Below are 21,572 nucleotides of genomic sequence, written 5' to 3'. Positions count from 1 at the left end.
GGTTAAATCGCAGATTACAGCGCGTTATGAAGTAGCTCAGGTTTATAGTACCACTTGCAAATTTTTATTTAGCAGAAGCGTATCATCAACACTTTTCCATTAAAAATAAAGAAGATAGAGAAAAATCCAGGAGAGATGAATTTTTAAAAGAAATGTGGAAAAACTAACATCTGAAAGAGGTGTTGTTTATGAAAGATAAAAAGAATAATTCTAATGAAAAACAGGAGAAGTCATTTAAGAATAAAGAAAATAATCCTGTTACTATGAACGGTGACAGTAACATGAGTAAACCTGTAAGAGGATTAAAGTAGCAAGGGAAATAAAGAGGGTGTGATTACCCTCTTTATTTTTATGGCATTTTTTCATTTGGTAGCGTGAAGAAAAGGTATATTACGTGAAATGCATTTATAGTAAAATACCCTTTCAAAAATTTATTATAAAAATTAGTATCAAAACGTTGCCTCTAGCATAAATTGTTAATGTATTAGTAATATGGAAAGTAGGGAGGGCAATGATGAATCTAGAGGGCAGAAACTTTGAAGATACAGATATGGATGAAGAATATGAAATGATTCCATTTGAACCTATGATGTATGGATATGGACAAATGAATAGCATGCCGAATATGGGTATGAACACAAGTATGGGTATGAACCCAAATATGGGTATGAACACAAGTATGGGTATGAACCCAAATATGGGTAGGCCAATGGGATACATGCAAGATGTAAATCCAAATATGGAAATGGACCCAGGTATGGGAATGAATCAATTTAATGAAGATATGTCTATGAATGGGCTTAATTCAATGTCTATGATGTATGGAGATGCATCTATGAAAGATTATGGGGATGAGAATGAGGGATTAAGGCAAATGGACAAATATGAAGATGAAGGTGGATATAATAATCAAAATAGAGTTAATCCAAAATACAATGATGTTGATGCTATTGTAAGAAAAATTGAAAGGTATAATCCTGCTATATTTAGAAGTTTGACCAGGTATGGTATGCCTTATGCAGAGGCAAGAAATATAGTTAGAAGAATTGTTAGACTTACACTTATGTATAGTGAGGAATAAAAATAGTCTTAAGTTCAACATAAAGCAGAAATAAATTACAGAAATCATTTATTTTATAACCCTATAAAAAATTATAGGGTTATAAAATTTATATGGCATTTTAAATGCTTAGTAATATATACTTTTTTTATTGAAGGAAATTTAAATGTAATGTAGAATTAATTACTAACGTAGATTTTAATTATCCAAGAGGTGAGAATATGTTTAATATAGATATTGTGTTTGATGATGTTAGTATCATGAGTGTAGAAAAAGAAGATATTACTAAAATTGAAGATTGGATTAATTCTAAGCAAGGATTTAATATAGATGCGAGTCAGGATTACGGGATTGTGGATTTCTACGAAAGATATTTAGAGTATTATGTAAGTGAGGGAGAATACTTTCTTAAAGTTTTAAGGGGTAGTGAACTTATAGGAATTATTAAAGGGAGAATAGAATTTAAAAATCCAAATGAAGTGTGGATTATGTGCTATTTAATAGAATTTGGATTATGTGATGTTGATGTAGCTACTACAATTATTGATGAATTCATAAAACATTTGTATAAAAATTATGGAATACGTAATTTCTATACTTTTGTTTCAGCTGATAATAAGGGTATGATGAAAATATGGAAAAATAATAACTTTGAAATAAGTAGAGTGACAAGTAATTTTTTAGAAATAAATAGCAAAGACAAGGATATTTTAATTTTAAAAAAAGAATTTAATTCAATAAAATGAAATAATGCTTATAATATTCAGTTCTTTTCAAAGGTCATTAAAGCTATTGATATTTTCATGAAAAATATTTACAATAAATTAAGCTGAATCCTATTTATATATAGGTACGGAGGAACCAAGAATTATGGGGTTAATCTAGAAAATAGTAGATATTTACTAGTAGGGAGCCTTCAATCCCGAACCCGTCAGCTAACTTCGGAAGCTTTAGGAGGGAATGGAGTGAACACTTTAAAATCTAATTTAGTCAAAATGGCAATTTTTCTATTATTCATAGGTTTTTTTACAAGTATGAAAACAGAAATGGTAAAAGCTGATATTGTAATTAAAGGGCCCACACAAGTGTTTCTTCGCTGTGTAACTTTTAAAACAGATAAGGTTATTAAAGTTCCAGAAAGAAGTTCGCAAAAAAAGAAAAAAGAAGTGGAAAAAAGATTATCTAGAGGAGGAATTTCAACTAAAGAATTAGTTGAAGGTAGTGAAATGGATTTAATTGCTTATGCCTATGATTTTATTGGAAAACCATACGTATGGGGAGCTTCGGGACCTAAATCCTTTGATTGTTCAGGCTTTACAAAGTATGTTTATAATGCTTTTGGAGTAGATTTACCACATTATGCAGGTTCTCAAATAGGTGAGGGAAGTCCAGTACCTAGAGACAATCTAAAACAAGGAGATTTAATTTTCTTTAATACAGATGGACCAGTTTCACATGTTGGTATTTATGCAGGGGATGGAGAGTTTATACATGCCTCATCAGGAAGCAGGAAAGTTACAGTGAGTAATTTAGATAAAAGTTATTACAATGAAAGATTCGCTGGTGCAAGAAGAATACTCAATTAGATATACTATAATCCGACATTCATTGTCGGATTTTTTTTTATCTATATATGTCTAATATATTTTCCTTTTTTTATTCTAAAATCAGCTTTCAAATAATAATATTTTAAATAAGGATTTATTAAGTTGGGGGATGTTAGTATGAAATATACTAGATATAATTATAAACCACCTAGGAAAAAAAATAATTTTATGCTGGTTTTTATATTAATTATAATAGCAGCTATTGCACTGGGCAGCATATTTTCCAAACTATTACCTAAGAATAATACAAATGCAACTATAGGGGATAAAACTACTAAAATAGGTTTAGAAAAAGATAAGGTAACAAATAAAAATACTAAAGATACTTCTAAAGTAGTTTCTGAAGGCATTATTAATGAGTATGTAGGAATACAATGTGGTACGTTTAGTAACAAGGCAAACGCTTTGGTTTTGAAAAATAGTTTAATGAAGTCTGGTACACCCTTTATTATTGAAGAAAATAATTCAAATAGGGTTTTACTTGGTATTTATCCCAAAGGTAGTATTGATATTATAACTAAGGAGTTACAAGCAAGTAAGATAGAGTATGTTAAAATAAATTTTCAAGTGATTGGCAATGATGCAACCAGTTCACAAATCATTGAAATGGTAAATGCAGACCTTAAAATATTAAATAAACTTTCGGAAAAAGATATTAGTGCAGTTCAAACTGTTGAATTAAAAAAGTGGCTAGGAACGCTGCAAGGGGCAGATAAAAAAAGTGCAAGTTTTAATACCATGACAGAAATAAAAGCATATTTAACTGCAATGCCTGCGGAATTAAAAAAAGAAAAAACAGAGGAAGGATATATATATATCTATAAATTTATAAAAAAACTATCAAAGATATAACTAGATATTTTTTTTGTACTTTGTAAACAAATTGTAAAGAAGTTCTATGAAATGAGATGTAAAATATAAAAATACAAATGGATTATTAAAATCTATTTGTATTTTTTTAATGCAACTTCATAGACATTGCAACCATAACTAAACCTTCTGCAATTATAAACTTTTCTTGAATAATATTTTATACACTTGTTAATGAATTTATTAAATGTTAAAATGTATAAGATATATAAGTAAAGTGGGGGTTATAATTTGAAAAGTGCAGAAAAAAGAAATTCATATTTTATTTTTTTTATGCTTATAGGAGCCATCTCTGGAAGTTTTATAGGTGAGTTATTAGGAAATAATATAGGTGCACTGAAATTTTTGAAGAATACATACACCATAGGCATGAATAAACCTATGCTTATAGATCTGAAAGTATTAGCCATAACTTTCGGTATAAATTTTAATATTAATATTATGTCTATTATAGGCATAGTTTTGGCAATAATATTATATAGAAAATATTAGGAGTGATGTAGTGGATATTATTTTAGCTTCTGCTTCTGTGCGAAGAGCGGAACTTTTAAAAAAAATAACTAGTAATTTCAAGATAAAGGTAAGTGATTTTAAAGAAAGTGACATACCGTTTTCTGGAAATTGTGGGGACTACGTTATGAACTTAGCAAGAGGAAAGGCCATGGATATTTGTAGTAGTGTGAAAAAACCAGCTGCTATAATAGGCTGTGATACTATTGTTTATTTTAAGGGCAAGGTTCTTGGAAAACCTAAAGATAGTGTGGAAGCTTTTCAAATGCTTAGTGATTTAAGTGACAATACGCATGAGGTATATACAGGAATTGCTGTAATAAACACTGAAACCCAAAAGATTTCAACTGAATATGTTTGTACAGAGGTGAAATTTTCAAAACTCTCCGATGTGGAAATAACTAAGTATATTGAGACAGGAGATCCTTTTGATAAAGCAGGAGCTTATGGTATACAAGGAGCAGCATCTTTATTTGTTGAAGAGTTAAAGGGTTGCTACTATAGTGTGGTGGGGCTGCCGGTAAATAAATTATATTTTATGTTAAGGGAGATGGGGGTCAATCTATAAAGGAGTTGTTTTATGGGTATGACCTTCAAAATCATGGATTTGCCTCAAAATGAAAGACCAAGGGAAAAGTTATTAAGGTATGGTGCTGAAACGCTTTCAAATAATGAACTATTAGCTATAATACTTAGAATAGGATCCAAAAATGAAAATATTATAAGTCTTTGTGGTAGAATTATTTCTGAGTGTGGCGGACTAAATGGACTTTTAAATTCAAGTGCAGAAGAATTTATGAATTTAAAGGGTATTGGGAAGGCTAAAGCAACACAACTTTTGGCTCTTACAGAAATTTCAAAAAGATTTAGAAGTTTTAAATCTGGAGAAGAGTATAAAATTACCACGCCAAAGGATGTTGCGCAGTATCTTATGGAGGAAATGAGATACTTAAAAAAAGAATATCTTAAATTAATTATGTTAAATACAAAGAATGTAATTATAAGCATAAAAGATATCTCGATTGGTAATTTAAACACTTCAATAGTTCATCCAAGAGAAGTTTTTTATGAAGCTATTAAAAAGTGTAGTGCTTCCGTGGTTATTTGTCACAATCATCCTTCAGGGGATCCAACTCCCAGCACGGAAGACATAAACATTACTACAAGACTTAAAGAATGTGGTAAATTGCTAGGGATAGAATTGCTTGATCATATAATTATTGGTAATGGAACTTATACAAGTTTAAAAGAAAAGGGAATGCTTTAGATACGAAAGGAGAAATTATAATGGGAATATTTGGAACGTCTCGTGATATGGGAATAGATTTAGGAACAGCAAATACATTAGTTTACTTGAAGGGGAAAGGAATTGTACTAAGAGAACCTTCTGTTGTAGCTATAAATATAAATACTAATAAGGTACTAGCCGTTGGTGAAGAAGCAAAGCAGATGATAGGTAGAACGCCAGGTAACATTGTTGCCATTCGTCCTATGCAAGATGGAGTAATTGCAGATTTTGATATTACTGAGAAAATGCTTAGGCACTTTATAAATAAAGTCAGTTCAAAGGGATTTACAAGCCCGAGAATTGTAGTTGGATTTCCATCTGGCGTAACTGAAGTTGAAAAAAGAGCAATAGAGGAAGCAACTAAAAGAGCAGGGGCAAGAGAGGCATATTTAATGGAAGAGCCAATGGCGGCAGCAATTGGAGCAGGACTTCCTGTAAATGAACCTACTGGAAGTATGATTGTGGACATTGGAGGCGGAACTACAGAGGTTGCAATAATTTCACTGGGTGGAATTGTAACAAGCAAGTCTCTAAGAGTAGCTGGGGATAAGCTAGATCAATCCATAATAGCATTTATTAAAAAACAATACAGTCTTATGATAGGTGAGAGAACAGCAGAAAACATAAAAATTGAGCTTGGATCAGCATTCGTTTTAGAGGATGATGATATGAGTATGCCAATAGTAGGAAGAGATTTAATATCAGGACTTCCAAAAGTTATAGAAGTAACTCAAAAAGAAGTAAGAGAAGCACTTAGTGAACCAGTTCAAGCAATAATTGAGGCAATAATAACAACTCTTGAGAAAACTCCACCAGAGCTTGCATCCGATATAATGGAAAAAGGAATTATGTTAACTGGTGGCGGAGCATTATTAAAAGGAATTGATACACTTATAAACCGCGAAACACATATGCCTGTGCACATTGCTGAAAACCCACTTGATTGTGTCGCTATAGGAGCAGGAAAAGCTCTTGTTAATATAGACGTTATGAGTAAAAGAAGATAGATGAAATTTGCAAAAAATAAACTGGCAGTAGTTATTATAATACTGTCAGTTACATTTTTATCTTTAATAGGGTATAGTGCTAACAGAGAAAAAATGTCTTTCGTGGAGAATGGTGTGGGGGTAACTATAAACTCAGTGCAGGGTTTATTTTATAATGGGTTTCATAAGGTAATAAATTCTTTTAAATTTATAACAAATATCTCAAATGTTAAAAGAGAAAATGAAGAGTTAAAAAAAGCTAATAGTGAGTTCAAAATAAAAGCATTAGAATATGATACTTCAATAAAAGAAAATAAAAGATTAAAAAGTATGCTTAAATTTTCAGAGCAAAGTGATAAGTACAATTATATTGGTGCTACTATAACTGGATTAAGTGGAAGTAGTTTTTCAGATGGCTTTTATATAAACAAGGGAGCAAGTGAAGGCATAAAAAGATTAATGATAGCTGTGACTGGAGAGGGGCTCGTAGGTCAGGTTACCTCCGTAAGTTCCAATTGGTCTATAGTGCAATGTTTATCTAATGAAAATATTGCAGTGGCGGGTCGTGTTGAAAGAACAGGCGATAATAATGGTATGGTAAAAGGCTATAAAGATGAGAATAATAAATTGCTTGCAGAAATACAAGGGCTTTCTTTAGATTCGGCTATAAAAAAAGGCGATGTAATAACCACATCTGGTCTTGGTGAAAGATATCCAGCTGGAATTAGAATAGGAAATGTGCTAAGTGTACACGCTGATAAAGGTAAAGTAATGAAAAGTGCTATAATAGAGCCATATGTTGACTTTACAAAGATTGAAGAAGTTTTAATAGTGGTACCAAAAGACGCTATAAAAGATGGAGAAATGAAATATAAATATAAATATTAGGGGTTGTATTATGAAAAGAATATTAACAGTGGTATCTTTATGTATTCTATTTTTAATATTAGATAATACTTTGATGCCTTTACTTAAGATACGTGGTGCATGTCCAAGTTTAATATTTACTTTTGCGCTATGTTATTCTATAGTTAGTTCTCCAAAAGATGCAGTGATAATTGGAGTTTTTACTGGAGCTCTTCAAGATTTGTATCTTTTAAACTGTTTTGGAATTAGTATGCTAACAAATATGCTTATGTGTCTTGTAGCTGCTCAAATAGGAAAAAGTATATTTATTGAAAAGGCGCTTTTGCCAATAATATCATCTTTCATTTTAAGTGTAGTAAAAGGTTTAATAGTAGTTTCTATGATGTTCTTGATAAAGCAATATACCCATATAAATACAATATTTTATGACGGAATATACAATTTAATAGTTTCTATTTTTATGTATAAATTCGCATATAAACTTTCTCAAAAACAATACATGAAGAAAGAATGGAGATTTTAACGAGGTTGGTGAAATAGTGAGTAAGAAAAATAAAAACAAGAATGAATTTTCTAGATTTAACGTTTTAGTTGTAATTATGATCTTGATTTTTTCTGCTATTATTTGGAGACTAGTAAATATACAGGTAATCAATGGTGAGTTATATAGGGAAACTGCAAATCAACAAAATCACAAGATGATATCAACAGTGGCTCCAAGAGGTGATATAATTGATAGAACCGGTAAAAAGCTGGCTGAAAGTAAACAAAGCTATATATTAACATTTACTAAAACCCAGGAGAGTGAAAAAAGTTTCTTTCCCACTATGGACAATGTATTTAAAATTCTTGATGCAAATAAGACAATTCAGATAGATGACTTTTTGCTTAAGATAAAGACTAGTGAAGATAAAAAAAGTACGGAGTATAGCTTCGATTTTGGTAAGACCCTAGATAAAACAACACAAAATTGGATAGAGCTTAGATTTAAGAAAGATAGAGGCTTTGAGGAGATAGTAATTAAAAAGCTTTATAAGGATAAAAAGAAAGATGATTTAACAGATGAGCAAAAGAAAAAAGTTGACGAAGATATTTTAAAGATTACTCCAAAAGAAGTCTATAATGAATTAATAAAACAATACGGAATGATCGAAATTAAAGATTCCAAAAGTAAAGAACTGTTGAGGCGCTATATGTTGGTTAAGGATACTTTGAAGATGCAAAGTTTTTCTGGATATAAACCTATAACTATTGCTAATAATTTATCTAAAGACGTTGCTGGTATTTTTGCACAAATGCAGCCTGAAATTCCAGGCATAAGTGTTACAACTCAGCCAATTCGAGTTTATCCGGGCAAGGATCTAGGGTCAGCTTTCCTAGGGTATATTTCTAAGATAAATCCTTGGGACACCGATAAATATGAAGAACAAGGCTATGATATAAGTTCAGATTATATAGGTACTTCAGGAATTGAAGCAGCTTTTGAAGATGTTTTAAGGGGAACTAAGGGTCAAGAAAGTATTGCAGTTAATAAACAAGGCCGTAAAGTTAGTACACTAGGTGAGATTGAAACTTATCCTGGTCAAACAATACAACTTAACATAGATAAAAATATGCAATACGCTGCAGAGAAATCTTTAGATGCTGTGATGCTCGGTTTACAAAAGGCAGGGAAAAACACGGGGCAAAGCGTAGATACAACAAATGCAAACAGAGGCGCAGTGGTAGTGCTTGATGTTAATACAGGCAAGGTATTAGCACTGGCAAGTAGACCTGGCTATGATCCTAGTATTTTTGCGGAATCTGGGAATTCGACTAGTGAAATTAATAATTTATTAAATCCAAATATAGCTGGAATGGGACTAAAGTATATTCAAGATCGAGGGCTTGCTAACATTACAGGTGTGCTAAGCGATAAAGATATGGCGGAAAAATCTAAAGCTGAAAGAGAAAATATATTGCTTAATTATATGTTTCCTTTAGACAAAAGTGTAGCGGGTAATACTACAATAAGGAAGGATAATAATGATATTTTCCCAAAAGCAACGTTTAATTATGCAACTAAATCTCTAATACCACCTGGGTCTACTTTTAAGCCACTTACAGCTATTGCGGGACTAGAAGAAGGCGTTATAGAACAGGATAGTACAGTAAACGATGAGGGCCCATATAATAAGCGGTATCCATCTCTTACTGCTGCCTGTTGGAAGTTTAATGAGCAAGGTTATGGTCATGGATGGGTAGATCTTCGAAAGGCAATGAGAGAATCTTGTAATTATTATTTTTATGATGTAGCTGATAAACTTTTTGCAAAGGCTGGCGAAAATAAAGCAGGACTGGATCTACTAGCAAAATATGCATGGAAATTCGGTCTTGGTATAGACCCTACAAGTAATGCAAAACCTGCTACAGGCATAGAGATACCAGAAAATTTTGGGCAGGTATATAATTATCAATCTAGTAAAGAAATATTAGCTAATATTCATATAAGTAATCTTGTAGGTTTTCTGCAAAAGGGAATAAATTCTACAGGAAGCAAATATAAACCGCTTGATACTGTTTCACAAAAGGAAAGTGGCACTAAGGATCAAATACAAGAAATTAAAAAAGTAAATGAAAAAAAACTTAAGTTTCAAGCTTTTCTTAAGACTGAAATGAAAAAAGATAATAAAAGCCCCTATAATTCAATTATACAAAGTTCACAGATTGCTATAAAGGAAGTTATTGAAGCTTCACAGTCATTAAAAAACAATAATTACACAGATAGCGATATAAGAACTATAGCAGAAACTATATATTCGGAAATAAGTAATGCTAATACTGAAATTAATTCTGCAGCTAATGCATATTATGCAGCCATAGGGCAAGGGTTTAATGCTTTTACACCATTACAGTTAGCAAATTTTGTGTCTACTATGGTGAATGGTGGAAATAGATATGAAACGCATTTGGTAGATAAATTTTTAGATCCGGATGGAAATATAATTAAAGAAATTAAGCCTGTAGTTTTAGAAAAAACTAACGTAACTTCTAAAACAATTGATTCAATTAAAGAAGGAATGCTCGAAGTTACTAGTGATATTAATGGAACAGCATATTCTGTATTTAAAGATTTCCCTATACAAAGTGGAGGAAAAACAGGTTCTGCTACTTTTAACGATCTTACTCAAACTGCCTTAGGAAGGACTTCCTATGGATACTATATAGGCTTTGCACCCTATGATAAACCTAAAATAGCTGTTTGTGCAGTGGTTTTTGATGGAGGTCATGGTGGATGGGTTGCACCAGTTGCAAAAGCAGTTTACGAGCAATATTTTAAAGCAGAATTATTAAAATTAGATCCTAAATATAAATTTATGGTTAATCCAGATGAAAACACTAGTAATATAGATTTAAATACTAATGTAACTGGCAATGGTCACGATTAGTTTAATCATGAAAAAATGACTATTTTAAATAAACTCTAACAAATTTATTTGTTAGAGTTTATTTTTGTTTGGGCACATAAAAGCAATTTAGAATTTATTATTAAATAATAAAAATATTTATAAAAATATACTTATATTGAAATTGAGCAGGAATTTGACTGCAATGCATAGAATAAGTAGTTTAAGCTGAATTATGGAAAAAAGTTTAAAGGGTTGGTGAAATAGTGAGTAAGAAAAATAAAAAAGACAATGAATTTTTTAGGTTTAATATTGTAACTTCCATTATGGTTGGAATTTTTTTTGTTATTATTTTGAGATTGGTTAATATACAGATAGTTAATTGTGAGTTATATAAACAAACTGCAAATAAGCAAAATCACAAGGTAATATCTACAGTAGCTCCAAGAGGTGATATTATTGATAGAAAGGGTAAAAAATTTGCTGAAAGTAAGCAAAGTTATATATTAACATTTACTAATACAAAAGAAAGTGAAGAAAGTTTCTTTAGCACTATGGACAATGTATTTAAAATTCTTGATGATAACAAGGGAATTCAGATAGATGATTTTTTACTTAAGGTAAAGACTAGTGCAGATAAAAAAAAGACGATATATAGTTTTGATTTTAATAAGACTGTGGATAAAAAAACACAAAACTGGATAGAGCTTAGATTTAAAAAAGATAGGGGCTTTGACGATGAAGTTATTGAAAAGCTCTATAAGGATATAAAGAAAAATGATTTAAAGTCTGAGCAGGTAAAGAAAGTTGATGCAGCTCTTTTAAAGATTACTCCAGAGCAAGTATTTAATAAACTAATTAAAAATTATGGAATGGACAAAATTGTGGATTCTAAAAATAAAGAATTACTCCGTCGCTACATGCTAGTTAAGGACACTTTATACATGCAGAGTTATTCTGGATATAAGCCTGTAAATATCGCTAATAATTTAACAAAAGATGCTGCAGGTATTTTTGAGCAAATGCAACCTGAAATTCCAGGTGTTAGTGTTACAACTGAGCCTATTCGAGTGTATCCTAATAAGGATTTAGGGTCAGCTTTCCTCGGGTATATCTCTAAGATAAATCCTTGGGACAAAGATAAGTATGAGGAACAAGGCTATGATATAAGTACGGATTATATAGGTGCTTCAGGAATTGAGGCAGCCTTTGAAGATGATTTAAGGGGAACTAAGGGTCAAGAAAGTATTGAAGCTAATAAACAAGGACGGAAAATTAAGACATTAGGTGAGATCGAAACCTATCCTGGTAAGACGGTACAACTTAATATAGATAAAAATATGCAATACGCTGCAGAGAGGGTTTTAGATGCTGTATTGCTAGATTTACAAGAAAAAGGAACAGTCAAAGATGTAAACATGACAAATGCAAATAGAGGTGCAGTGATTGTAAGTGATGTTAATACAGGTAAGATATTAGTATTAGCAAGTAGACCTGGGTATGATCCTAATCTATTTGCAGCATCTAGTGGGTTAACTACTGAAAAGTATGATGAATATTTAGGTCCAGTTACAGAGAAAATGGGACTCGCTTATATTCAAAAACGAGGGCTTGTAGATATTAAAGGTATACTAACTGATAATGATATGGCAAAATCCAAAGAAGAAAGGGAAAAAATACTACTTAATTATATCTTCCCTTTAGATAAGAGTATAGAAGGTAACACTACAATTAGAAAGGATAATAATGATATTTTCCCAAAAGCAACTTTCAATTTAGCGACTAAATCTCTAATACCACCTGGGTCCACATTTAAACCAATGACAGCCATTGCAGGGCTAGAAGAAGGCGCTATAACCAAGACAAGTCAGGTGAACGATAGTGGACCATACAATACACGTTATCCGACCCTTACTGCTGCATGTTGGAAGTATAATGACCAAGGTTATGGTCATGGAATCGTAGATATTCAAACGGCAATGAGAGAATCTTGTAATTATTATTTTTATGATGTAGCTGATAAGCTTTATCATAATGCAGGAGAAAATAAAGCAGGTTTAAACTTACTAGCAAAATATGCATGGAAATTCGGTCTTGGTATAGACCCTAATAGTAATAAAAAACCCTCTACAGGTATAGAGATACCAGAAAGCTTTGGTCAGGTATACAATTATGAATCTAGTAAAGAAACATTAGCCAATATTCATAGAAGTAGTTTGGTTTCGAAATTACAAAAGGAAAAGAAATCACTTGACCTTGAATCACAAAAAGAAAGTGGCACCAGCAAAGAAATAGACGAAATTAAAAAATCAAATGAAGGCAAAGTTAAGTTTCTTGCTCTCATTAAGACAGAAATGAAAAAAGATAAAATAAATTCCTATGAGGTAATTATAAAAACTATGGAAATTGCCTTAAAGGAGCTAACTGGAACTTCCCAAACATTAAAAAATAATAATTATACAGATATAAATATAAGGGCTATGGCTGAAATTATATATTCGGAAATTAATTCTGCTAATACTGAAATTAATTCTGCGGCTAATGCATATTATGCCGCCATAGGGCAAGGATTTAATGTTTTTACACCGCTACAGTTAACCAATTATGTAGCTACTATGGTGAATGGCGGAAATAGATATGAATTGCATTTGGTGGACAAATTTTTAGATCCAGATGGAAAAGTAATTAAAGAAACTAAGCCCCTAGTTTTAGAAAAAACTAATATAAGTGCTAATACAATTAATATAATTAAAGAAGGTATGTGGGAGGTTACTAGTGTTTATGGAGGTACAGCATATAGCACATTTAAAGATTTTCCTATTCCAAATGGAGGAAAAACAGGGTCAGCTACATTTAAAGAGGATATTCAATCTGCACTAGGAAGGACTTCTTTTGGATACTATATAGGATTTGCTCCCTTTGAAAAACCCGAAATAGCTGTTTGTGTTGTGGGTTTTGATGGAGGTCATGGTAACTATGTTGCACCTGTTGCAAAAGCAGTTTACGAGCAATATTTTAAAGCTGAAATACTTAAAAAAAATCCTAAATATCAATTTATGGTTGATCCAGATAAGGAAACTAGTAATATAAATTTAGATACTAGTATAACTGGAAATGGTCATGATTAGTTAAATTACAAAGAGCTAGGAATTTTAAATAAACTCTGACATATTTATATGGCAGGGTTTATTTAATTGTTAGAACATAAAAATCATAGGAAAATTCACTTTAAATAGTAAAAGTAATTAAAAAAATAAAAAAAATATATTTATATTGAAATTAAGCAGGAATTCAACCATAATATGTTGAAATATTAGCTTAAGCTCAATTATGGATAGAACAATTAATAACTGATTTAGACACATGAAAATAAACAAGGCTAGAATAGACTCGCATACGGATTTTGTATTTATTTGAGTCTTCCATAAACCGCAGGGCAGAGCTAGGAGGTTAAAATGATGGTCACAGATAAAATAGTAATTAAGGGAAATAAAGAGGGATTAAATGTAGTTATAAATATGAATCATTTCAGTGATTTTGACGATATGTTAGAGTCTTTAGTTAAGAAGCTTTCACAAGGGAAGAAATTTTACAAAGGAAGTACTTTGAAAATCACTACTGAACTTAAATACATAAATGAAAAAGAAAGCATAAAATTAAAAGAAATATTATTCGATGAATTTTTAATTAGTGATTGTATTTTTCAGGATCAAGATGAATCCACGGTTAGGCTGTTTACAGGTATATATGAGGGGAAAACTAAATTTTTGAGAAAAACCATAAGAAGTGGACAAAGTATAAATTATCCTGGTAATATAGTTATAGTTGGGGATGTAAACCCAGGAGCTGAAATATATGCAGCAGGAAATATAATTGTTCTTGGTAATTTAAGAGGAGTGGTGCATGCAGGTACAACTGGTAATGAAAAAGCTATAATTGCAGCATTGAAGCTAGAACCTCAAATACTTCAGATTGGAAGTATTGTCACAAGATCCCCTGAAGACAACCTTAGGCCTCAATATCCTGAGGTGGCAAAAATTAAAAACGGAAATATTATTGTGGAACCGTATTTAGAGAATAAATATATTTAATGGAGGTAATGAACATGGGAGAAGCTATAGTTATAACATCGGGTAAGGGTGGGGTAGGTAAAACAACTACCACAGCGAATATTGGAACAGCTCTTGCATCTATGGACAAAAAAGTAGTAGTTATTGATGGAGACACTGGACTTCGCAACCTTGATGTGCTAATGGGACTTGAAAATAGAGTAGTATTTACATTAGTAGATGTTATTGAAAAAAGATGCAGACTAAAGCAAGCACTAATAAAAGACAAAAGATTTAGTAATTTGTATTTAATGCCAACAGCTCAAACTAGAGACAAAAATGATGTTAATATAAAAGATATGCTACTCGTAGTAAATGAATTAAAAGAAGAATTTGATTACGTTATAATAGACTGCCCAGCAGGTATAGAACAAGGCTTTGAAAATGCTATAGTGGGGGCTGATAGAGCTATTATAGTGGTTAATCCAGAACTTACTTCAATTAGAGATGCAGATAGGGTAATTGGAAAATTAGATTCTAAGGGTTTAGATAGACATGAGGTTATAATAAATAGAATAAACTATGAGATGACAAAAAGTGGAGATATGCTTTCTGTAGATGATATTATAGAGTGCCTGGCAATTAAATTAATAGGAATTGTCCCAGATGATAGGAAGGTTACCATTTCAACTAACAAAGGGGAGCCAATTGTTTTAGATGACAATTCTTTGGCTGGTATAGCTTTTAAAAACATTGCTAAAAGAATAATGGGAGAGGAAGTACCATATGCTACACTAGATGGATCATCACGTAGTGAGATGGGATTCTTTGCTTCTCTAAAAAAAATATTTAAGGGAATATAGGGGTGAACTTTAATGAATTTATTTAAAATGTTTTCTAACAAGGATCTCTCAAAAGATATTGCCAGTGATAGATTAAAACTAATTTTGATACATGATAGAGCAGATTTCTCACCTGATTTTTTAGAAATGATTAAGTGTGACATATTAAAGGTAATATCAAAATATGCTGAAATAGAAACCGGAGAAATTGAAGTTAGACTAACAACAACGGAAGAATATGAAGGAAGCTCGCCTGCACTAGTAGCCAATATTCCTATAAAAAAAATAAAAAGATAAGGTATTAAAGACTATGTATAATTAACAACTTATGCATAGCTTTTTTTTTGCAATATGATATAATCATATTTGAGATGGAGGTAGGTCAAAGCATGAAAATTTTACAGAACCTAAAGCTTAATAAAAAACTTTTACGAGAATTGGATTATAGTGTAATTATATATGCAATTTGTATAGTGATCTTTGGTTGCTTAAATATTTATAGTGCCACTAGAGGATCATATTATCCTAAATTGCAAATTGCGTGGCTGATATTAGGTCTTATAACAGTGTATCTTATTTTAATATTTGATTATATTTTAATTAAAAATTACGCTATTATAATATATTGGGCAGGGATTTTATTGCTAATAATTGGTGACTTTGTTTTTAAAACTATTACCAATGGTGCCAATTCTTGGATAAAAATTGGTAGCATAGCTATACAACCATCAGAATTTGCTAAAATTGGTATGATAATAATACTAGCTAAGAAGTTAGATGACATGGAAGGTAAAATTAATGATCCTAAAAATTTATTTATATTAATATTTTATGCGGCAGTGCCAATGTCATTAATTATTATTCAGCCGGATATGGGAATGACTATGGTTAGTTTTTTTATAGTACTAGGGATATTTTATTGTATAGGACTGGATCAAAAAATTATAATCGGGGGGATAACCTCAATTATATTGCTAATTGTAGGGGTTTGGAATTCACCAATTATGAAAACTTATTGGAAAGGAAGACTAACATCTTTTCTAAATCCTGAGCAATCTGAACTAACTTATGGGCTTCAGCTTATTCAATCAAAACTTGCTTTAGGTTCAGGGGGGATTCTAGGTCGCGGCTTCGGAAAAGGAATTCAATTTAATTCTGTTCCAGAAAATCATACAGATTTTATTTTTGCGGTACTGGGAGAAGAATGGGGACTTGTTGGTGGGTTAGTATTAATACTTTTATATGGACTTCTTATATATAAATTAATAAAAATAGCAAAAAATTCTAAAGATGTTTTTGGAACTGTAATATGCGTAGGATTTATTTCTAATTTATTATTTTCAATAATGCAAAATATAGGTATGACCATGGGTCTTATGCCTATCACAGGAATAACCTTGCCATTTATGAGTTATGGTGGAAGCTCGCTTTTAACAGCTTTTATGTCGCTAGGACTTGTGCTCAATGTAGGTATGAGGAAAAAGAAAATAAACTTTTAATAACATTAGGGGGAGAGAATATGAGAATAGCACTAATAGCACATGATAAAAAAAAGGAAGATATTATTGACTTTGCAAATCGTTATAAGGATACACTAATGCAGCATGAATTATATGGAACGGGAACAACAGGAAAGTTAATAACTGAAAAAGTGGGACTGACCGTTAGTAGATTTTTATCAGGACCGCTGGGAGGCGACCAGCAAATAGGTGCAAAGCTAGCACAAGGGGAAATGGATATGATAATTTTTTTAAGAGATCCACTTACAGTACAGCCCCACGAGCCAGATATTTCAGCACTTCTTAGATTGTGTGATGTCCATTGTGTTCCACTTGCCACAAATTTAGGGACAGCGGAAGTTTTGATGAGAAGTTTAAGAAATCGTGAATAAAGCAACATAAAATAACAAGCCCTGCATATTCTGCAGTAAGCACTGCATATTTTGCAGTGCTTGTTATTTTTAAATCATAAATATATACTTTTTATTTTTACTTATAATATGTAATATAAATGGATAATTTTAAATATATATAAATAGTAAAATAATGAATTAGGAGGATAAAATGGGCAATTATAATACGCAGTATCAAAGCTATTATAATAATTTGGCTAAAAAACAAAGGGGCACAAATAATTTTGCCAGTGAAAGTAACAAGCAAGGTGGAATATGGAATTTCTATATAAAGAGATTAACAAGGGAACTTATTGGCGTACTTACATTGTTTATAATTGTATTACTTTGCAAAGTAGTAGTTACGACTAAAACTCAATATGTTTATAATTATTCAAAGGAAGTAATAAATAAAAAATATGATTATAGTATATTAATAGATAAGGCCAAGGGTTTTAAAATAAAAGATATAGAAATTATTACAGTAAATTTTATGGAGAAGATTAAGAGCGTAATTTTAAGTGGAAATGAGTTAAATAATAAAAACATTGGGCTTTGATTATTTTAGTAATTACTATGGGGGATTAATTGATAAGAATAAGTAAATTGTTTTTGCCGTACATTATATTGCTATTGATACTAGGGTTTAAAGGAGAAATTATAATAGCCTTTTTTCTAGTGTTCATCCATGAGTTGATGCATTATTTAACTGCCAGAATTTTGGGGTTTTCGGGTTTTGATATAGAAATACTTCCTATAGGGGCCGTACTTAAGGTTAAGGATTTAGACGAGGCAAGTGCTAAAGAGGATATAATTATTTCACTATCAGGCCCTTTATTAAACCTAATACTGGCAGCTGTTTTTTATATTTTATTTATATTTTTTAATAGACCTTATTTGCATTTAATATATAGTAGTAATTTAGCTATAGGTATTTTTAATCTTATCCCAGCCTTTCCACTGGACGGGGGAAGGGTCCTTCGGGATATACTTAGTATTAAAACTATATATAGAAAGGCTAATGAAATTTCTGTTAGGGTTAGCATGATCCTTGGAAGTATTTTCATGTTCATATATTTTGTAAGTGTTGCAGCAAATAAGAGTAATTTCAATTTAGGACTAATTTCTATATTTATTTTAATATCTTCAATTAAAGAGAAGGAAAGGATAGTATATTTGATTATGGGCTATATTATTAAGAAAAAATACAGATTTATAAAGAGAGGATATATAGAGAATAGAAGTATATCTATTTTTTATAAAAAGGATTTATTATCGGCTCTCGGAATGGTTGATAAGAATAAGTATAATTTATTTACGGTACTCGATGAAAATATGGCTGTGCTAGAAATTTTATATGAAGAAGAAATAATTCAGGCAATAAAGGCTTATGGAAATATAAGCTTACTTTCATACATTGATATTAAGAAAGGGAAAAATACACTATGAAATGGAATCTTAAAAAATAACTAGTAAATATATCAGTTTATTAAAGACTGATATATTCACTAGTTATTTTATTTGAGATGAATAAATATAATTTTCGTTTTGAGATTTAACTTTCATGTGTTAAAATAAAATAATGTAAGAAAGGTAAGGTAGATTTAGATGCAATTATTAGCTGCCTTAGTGAAAAAACCAGGAGGGATTTCTATGAACAAAATTTCTGATGATATTTTATTTAAAGTTGAAAAGCCTGCCAGATATGTAGGCGGAGAACTTAATTGTTGTTATAAAGATATAGAAAGTGTGGATATAAGATTTGCTTTTTGCTTTCCAGATGTATATGAGGTGGGTATGTCCCATTTAGGAAGCAGAATACTTTATCATGTGTTAAATTCTAGGGCTGACACCTATTGCGAGCGAGCTTTTGCTCCTTGGCCAGACATGGAAAAACAAATGAGAGAAAATAATATAGCATTGTATGCACTAGAGAGTAAAGACTCACTAAATGAATTTGATTTTTTAGGGTTTACTCTCCAATACGAGATGAGTTACACTAATATACTTAATATGCTAGATATGTCAGGTATAACCATAAGAGCCTCAAAGAGAGGCGAAGAGGAACCTATAATAATGGCTGGGGGTCCTTGTGCTTATAATCCAGAACCACTACATGATATAGTGGATTTTTTTGAGATTGGTGAAGGCGAAGAAATAATGAATGACGTGTTAGATGTTTATAAAAAGTACAAAGGAAAAGGGAAGAAAAAAGAATTTCTAAGAGAAATATCTAAAATAAGAGGAATATATGTGCCTTCATTATATGAGGTATCTTATAACGAGGATAACACTATTCGTGAATTTAAGCCTAAATACCCAGATGTGCCAAATAGCGTTGTAAAGAGGTTCGTAGCAGATTTTAATAAGGTTGCCTATCCAGAAGAAACGGTAGTTCCATATATAGAAATAGTACATGATAGAGTAATACTCGAGACCTTTAGAGGATGCACCAATGGATGTAGATTTTGCCAAGCGGGCATGATATATAGACCGGTAAGAGAAAAAACTACGGATACTCTTGTAGAGGCAGCAGATAAGCTACTAAAAAGTACAGGATATAGAGAAATATCACTAAGTTCACTAAGCATTTGTGATTATTCAGATATACACAACCTTATAGCTACTCTTATGGAAAAAAACAAAGAAAACCACCTCAGCGTATCTTTGCCTTCCATTAGAATAGATTCTTTTTCTGTGGATTTAATAAATCAAATACAAAAGGCAAGAAAAACTGGCTTAACATTTGCACCAGAAGCAGGAACCCAAAGAATGAGAGATATTATAAACAAGGGTGTTACAGAAGAGAAAATATTAGAAGCAGCTAGTAGCGTATTTGCTTCCGGTTGGTCAACTATAAAGCTTTATTTTATGGTGGGGCTTCCTTATGAAACTATTGAAGATGTACGTGGTATTGCAGAGTTATCAGATAAGGTCGCAGGAGAATACTTTAAAATTCCTAAAGAAGTAAGAAAAAGAGGACTAAGGGTTACTACAAGCTCTGCTATATTTGTACCAAAACCATTTACACCTTTCCAATGGGCACCGCAAAGTACCATGGATGAGGTAGTAGAAAAAATTAAAGCAGTTAAGTATGCTATAACAAGTAAGGCAGTTACGTATAACTATCATGAATCTATAGTTTCATATCTAGAGGCAGTTATTGCGAGAGGAGACAGAAGAATTTGTGATGTTATAATAAAGGCTTTTGAAAAAGGTGCAAAATTCGATGGTTGGTCTGAGCATTTCAATTTTGAAATATGGAAGGAAGCTATGGAGGAATGCAACGTGGATGGTAGTTTCTATGCTTACAGGGAGAGAAGTTACGATGAGATACTTCCTTGGGATTTCATAGATATTGGAGTGAATAAAGAGTACTTAATTTTAGAAAATGAAAAAGCTAAAAAAGCAGAATTAACACAAAATTGTAAACTAGGATGTACAGACTGCGGTGTTAATGTTAATTTTAAAGAAGGGACGTGTTTCCATAGTGCGTTATCTAATTAAGTATACTAAAGACAGTGAGATAAAATTTATTGCTCACTTAGATTTAATGAGAACCCTACAAAAAATAATTAAAAGATCGGAACTTCCAGTAGAATACTCAAAAGGTTTTAATCCTCACATGGCAGTTTCTATTGCACAGCCATTGTCTGTAGGAACATATTCTAGGGGAGAATACATGGATGTAGTTTTAAATTGTGAGAACGACGAAAAATATATTATGGATAAAATGAATGATAATTCGCCCAGGGGAATCAAAATTTTAGACGTGGTAAAAGTTATTCCTGGTGAAGGGAAAAAACCGTCACAAGCTATGGCAACTATAGATGCTGCAAAATATACAATTAAACTAAAGTGCACGGAGGAAGAGGACGGATTAGAGATTTTACAAAGCCTCCTTGCCAAAAGCGAATGGAACATTATTAAGACTAGTAAAAAAAGTGGTGAAAAAATGGTTAATATAAAACCATTAGTGTATAAATTCGAATATGAGGTAGAGGGTTCTATACTTGTTATCCGAACGCTTGTTGCTTGTGGAAGTCGCAATAATTTATCAGCGCAGCTACTGGCAGATTATATTGTGGGAAATACTTCTTATATCAATAAAGAGGCTTTTGTTGATATAGAGAGAGAAGAAATGTATGGAACTAAAGACGATAAATTAGTCACTCTTAGCGAGTTTTTTAAAAATTAGTAAAACAGGAGCTGAGTT

22 protein-coding genes and 1 riboswitch are annotated in these 21,572 nt (G+C 31.5%); all 22 genes read left to right on the top strand.

Annotated features, from left to right (window positions below; translation table 11 throughout):
• Positions 1-188: 188 nt before the first annotated feature.
• The 22 genes from G9F70_RS27075 (at position 189) to G9F70_RS17955 (ending at position 21,554) form a co-directional block, all read left to right on the top strand.
• Positions 189-311 carry a hypothetical protein gene (locus tag G9F70_RS27075; protein ID WP_258880941.1) on the top strand — a complete coding sequence of 41 codons (123 nt, stop codon included), beginning with the start codon at positions 189-191 and terminating at the stop codon, positions 309-311.
• Between the two features lie 200 nt (positions 312-511).
• Positions 512-1,081 (top strand): hypothetical protein, encoded by a 570-nt coding sequence (locus tag G9F70_RS18055; RefSeq protein WP_164944505.1) that lies wholly within the window; start codon positions 512-514, stop codon positions 1,079-1,081.
• 200 nt (positions 1,082-1,281) lie between these two features.
• Positions 1,282-1,806, top strand: coding sequence for a GNAT family N-acetyltransferase (locus G9F70_RS18050; RefSeq protein ID WP_164944504.1), 525 nt, complete (start codon positions 1,282-1,284; stop codon positions 1,804-1,806).
• A gap of 71 nt (positions 1,807-1,877) precedes the next feature.
• Positions 1,878-2,024, top strand: a riboswitch (cyclic di-AMP (ydaO/yuaA leader).
• A gap of 1 nt (position 2,025) precedes the next feature.
• On the top strand, positions 2,026-2,646 hold the full coding sequence (locus tag G9F70_RS18045) for a C40 family peptidase (RefSeq protein ID WP_224617659.1): 621 nt from the start codon (positions 2,026-2,028) through the stop codon (positions 2,644-2,646).
• A gap of 138 nt (positions 2,647-2,784) precedes the next feature.
• Positions 2,785-3,519: an SPOR domain-containing protein gene (locus tag G9F70_RS18040; protein ID WP_164944503.1), complete on the top strand. Its 735-nt coding sequence runs from the start codon at positions 2,785-2,787 to the stop codon at positions 3,517-3,519.
• 249 nt (positions 3,520-3,768) lie between these two features.
• A complete protein-coding gene (locus G9F70_RS18035) occupies positions 3,769-4,029 on the top strand; it encodes a DUF4321 domain-containing protein (RefSeq protein ID WP_372481132.1) in 261 nt (86 codons plus the stop codon).
• Between the two features lie 10 nt (positions 4,030-4,039).
• Entirely contained in the window at positions 4,040-4,615 is a 576-nt protein-coding gene (locus G9F70_RS18030; RefSeq protein ID WP_164944502.1) for a Maf-like protein, read from the top strand.
• Positions 4,616-4,627: 12 nt separating this feature from the next.
• Positions 4,628-5,314: a RadC family protein gene (radC, locus tag G9F70_RS18025; protein WP_164944501.1), complete on the top strand. Its 687-nt coding sequence runs from the start codon at positions 4,628-4,630 to the stop codon at positions 5,312-5,314.
• Between the two features lie 20 nt (positions 5,315-5,334).
• On the top strand, positions 5,335-6,342 hold the full coding sequence (locus G9F70_RS18020; RefSeq protein WP_164944500.1) for a rod shape-determining protein: 1,008 nt from the start codon (positions 5,335-5,337) through the stop codon (positions 6,340-6,342).
• Positions 6,343-7,209 carry a rod shape-determining protein MreC gene (gene mreC / locus G9F70_RS18015; RefSeq protein ID WP_164944499.1) on the top strand — a complete coding sequence of 289 codons (867 nt, stop codon included), beginning with the start codon at positions 6,343-6,345 and terminating at the stop codon, positions 7,207-7,209.
• A 10-nt stretch (positions 7,210-7,219) separates the two neighbouring features.
• Positions 7,220-7,711: a rod shape-determining protein MreD gene (gene mreD / locus G9F70_RS18010; protein ID WP_124998277.1), complete on the top strand. Its 492-nt coding sequence runs from the start codon at positions 7,220-7,222 to the stop codon at positions 7,709-7,711.
• 16 nt (positions 7,712-7,727) lie between these two features.
• Complete coding sequence (locus tag G9F70_RS18005) at positions 7,728-10,616, top strand: penicillin-binding transpeptidase domain-containing protein (RefSeq protein WP_164944498.1); 2,889 nt, start codon at positions 7,728-7,730, stop codon at positions 10,614-10,616.
• 224 nt (positions 10,617-10,840) lie between these two features.
• A complete protein-coding gene (locus tag G9F70_RS18000; RefSeq protein WP_164944497.1) occupies positions 10,841-13,702 on the top strand; it encodes a penicillin-binding transpeptidase domain-containing protein in 2,862 nt (953 codons plus the stop codon).
• 330 nt (positions 13,703-14,032) lie between these two features.
• Positions 14,033-14,665 (top strand): septum site-determining protein MinC, encoded by a 633-nt coding sequence (gene minC / locus G9F70_RS17995; RefSeq protein ID WP_124998357.1) that lies wholly within the window; start codon positions 14,033-14,035, stop codon positions 14,663-14,665.
• Positions 14,666-14,679: 14 nt separating this feature from the next.
• Positions 14,680-15,486, top strand: coding sequence for a septum site-determining protein MinD (gene minD / locus G9F70_RS17990; RefSeq protein ID WP_124998271.1), 807 nt, complete (start codon positions 14,680-14,682; stop codon positions 15,484-15,486).
• 12 nt (positions 15,487-15,498) lie between these two features.
• A complete protein-coding gene (minE, locus tag G9F70_RS17985; protein WP_124998269.1) occupies positions 15,499-15,762 on the top strand; it encodes a cell division topological specificity factor MinE in 264 nt (87 codons plus the stop codon).
• Between the two features lie 98 nt (positions 15,763-15,860).
• Positions 15,861-16,964, top strand: a complete 1,104-nt coding sequence (gene rodA / locus G9F70_RS17980; RefSeq protein ID WP_411956025.1) for a rod shape-determining protein RodA — start codon at positions 15,861-15,863, stop codon at positions 16,962-16,964.
• A 20-nt stretch (positions 16,965-16,984) separates the two neighbouring features.
• Complete coding sequence (locus tag G9F70_RS17975; RefSeq protein WP_124998265.1) at positions 16,985-17,356, top strand: methylglyoxal synthase; 372 nt, start codon at positions 16,985-16,987, stop codon at positions 17,354-17,356.
• Positions 17,357-17,528: 172 nt separating this feature from the next.
• A complete protein-coding gene (locus tag G9F70_RS17970; protein WP_164944495.1) occupies positions 17,529-17,915 on the top strand; it encodes an endopeptidase in 387 nt (128 codons plus the stop codon).
• A gap of 29 nt (positions 17,916-17,944) precedes the next feature.
• Positions 17,945-18,805: a M50 family metallopeptidase gene (locus G9F70_RS17965; protein WP_164944494.1), complete on the top strand. Its 861-nt coding sequence runs from the start codon at positions 17,945-17,947 to the stop codon at positions 18,803-18,805.
• Between the two features lie 204 nt (positions 18,806-19,009).
• A complete protein-coding gene (locus G9F70_RS17960) occupies positions 19,010-20,863 on the top strand; it encodes a TIGR03960 family B12-binding radical SAM protein (RefSeq protein ID WP_164944493.1) in 1,854 nt (617 codons plus the stop codon).
• Complete coding sequence (locus G9F70_RS17955) at positions 20,814-21,554, top strand: TIGR03936 family radical SAM-associated protein (RefSeq protein ID WP_164944589.1); 741 nt, start codon at positions 20,814-20,816, stop codon at positions 21,552-21,554. Before G9F70_RS17960 ends, G9F70_RS17955 begins: the two co-directional genes overlap by 50 nt.
• The last annotated feature ends 18 nt before the right edge of the window (positions 21,555-21,572 follow it).

Origin of the sequence: Clostridium sp. FP1, assembly GCF_011065975.2 — a bacterium.
Taxonomy (GTDB): Bacteria; Bacillota; Clostridia; order Clostridiales; family Clostridiaceae; genus Clostridium_AD; species Clostridium_AD tagluense.
This window is presented reverse-complemented; position numbering and strand designations above follow the sequence as displayed.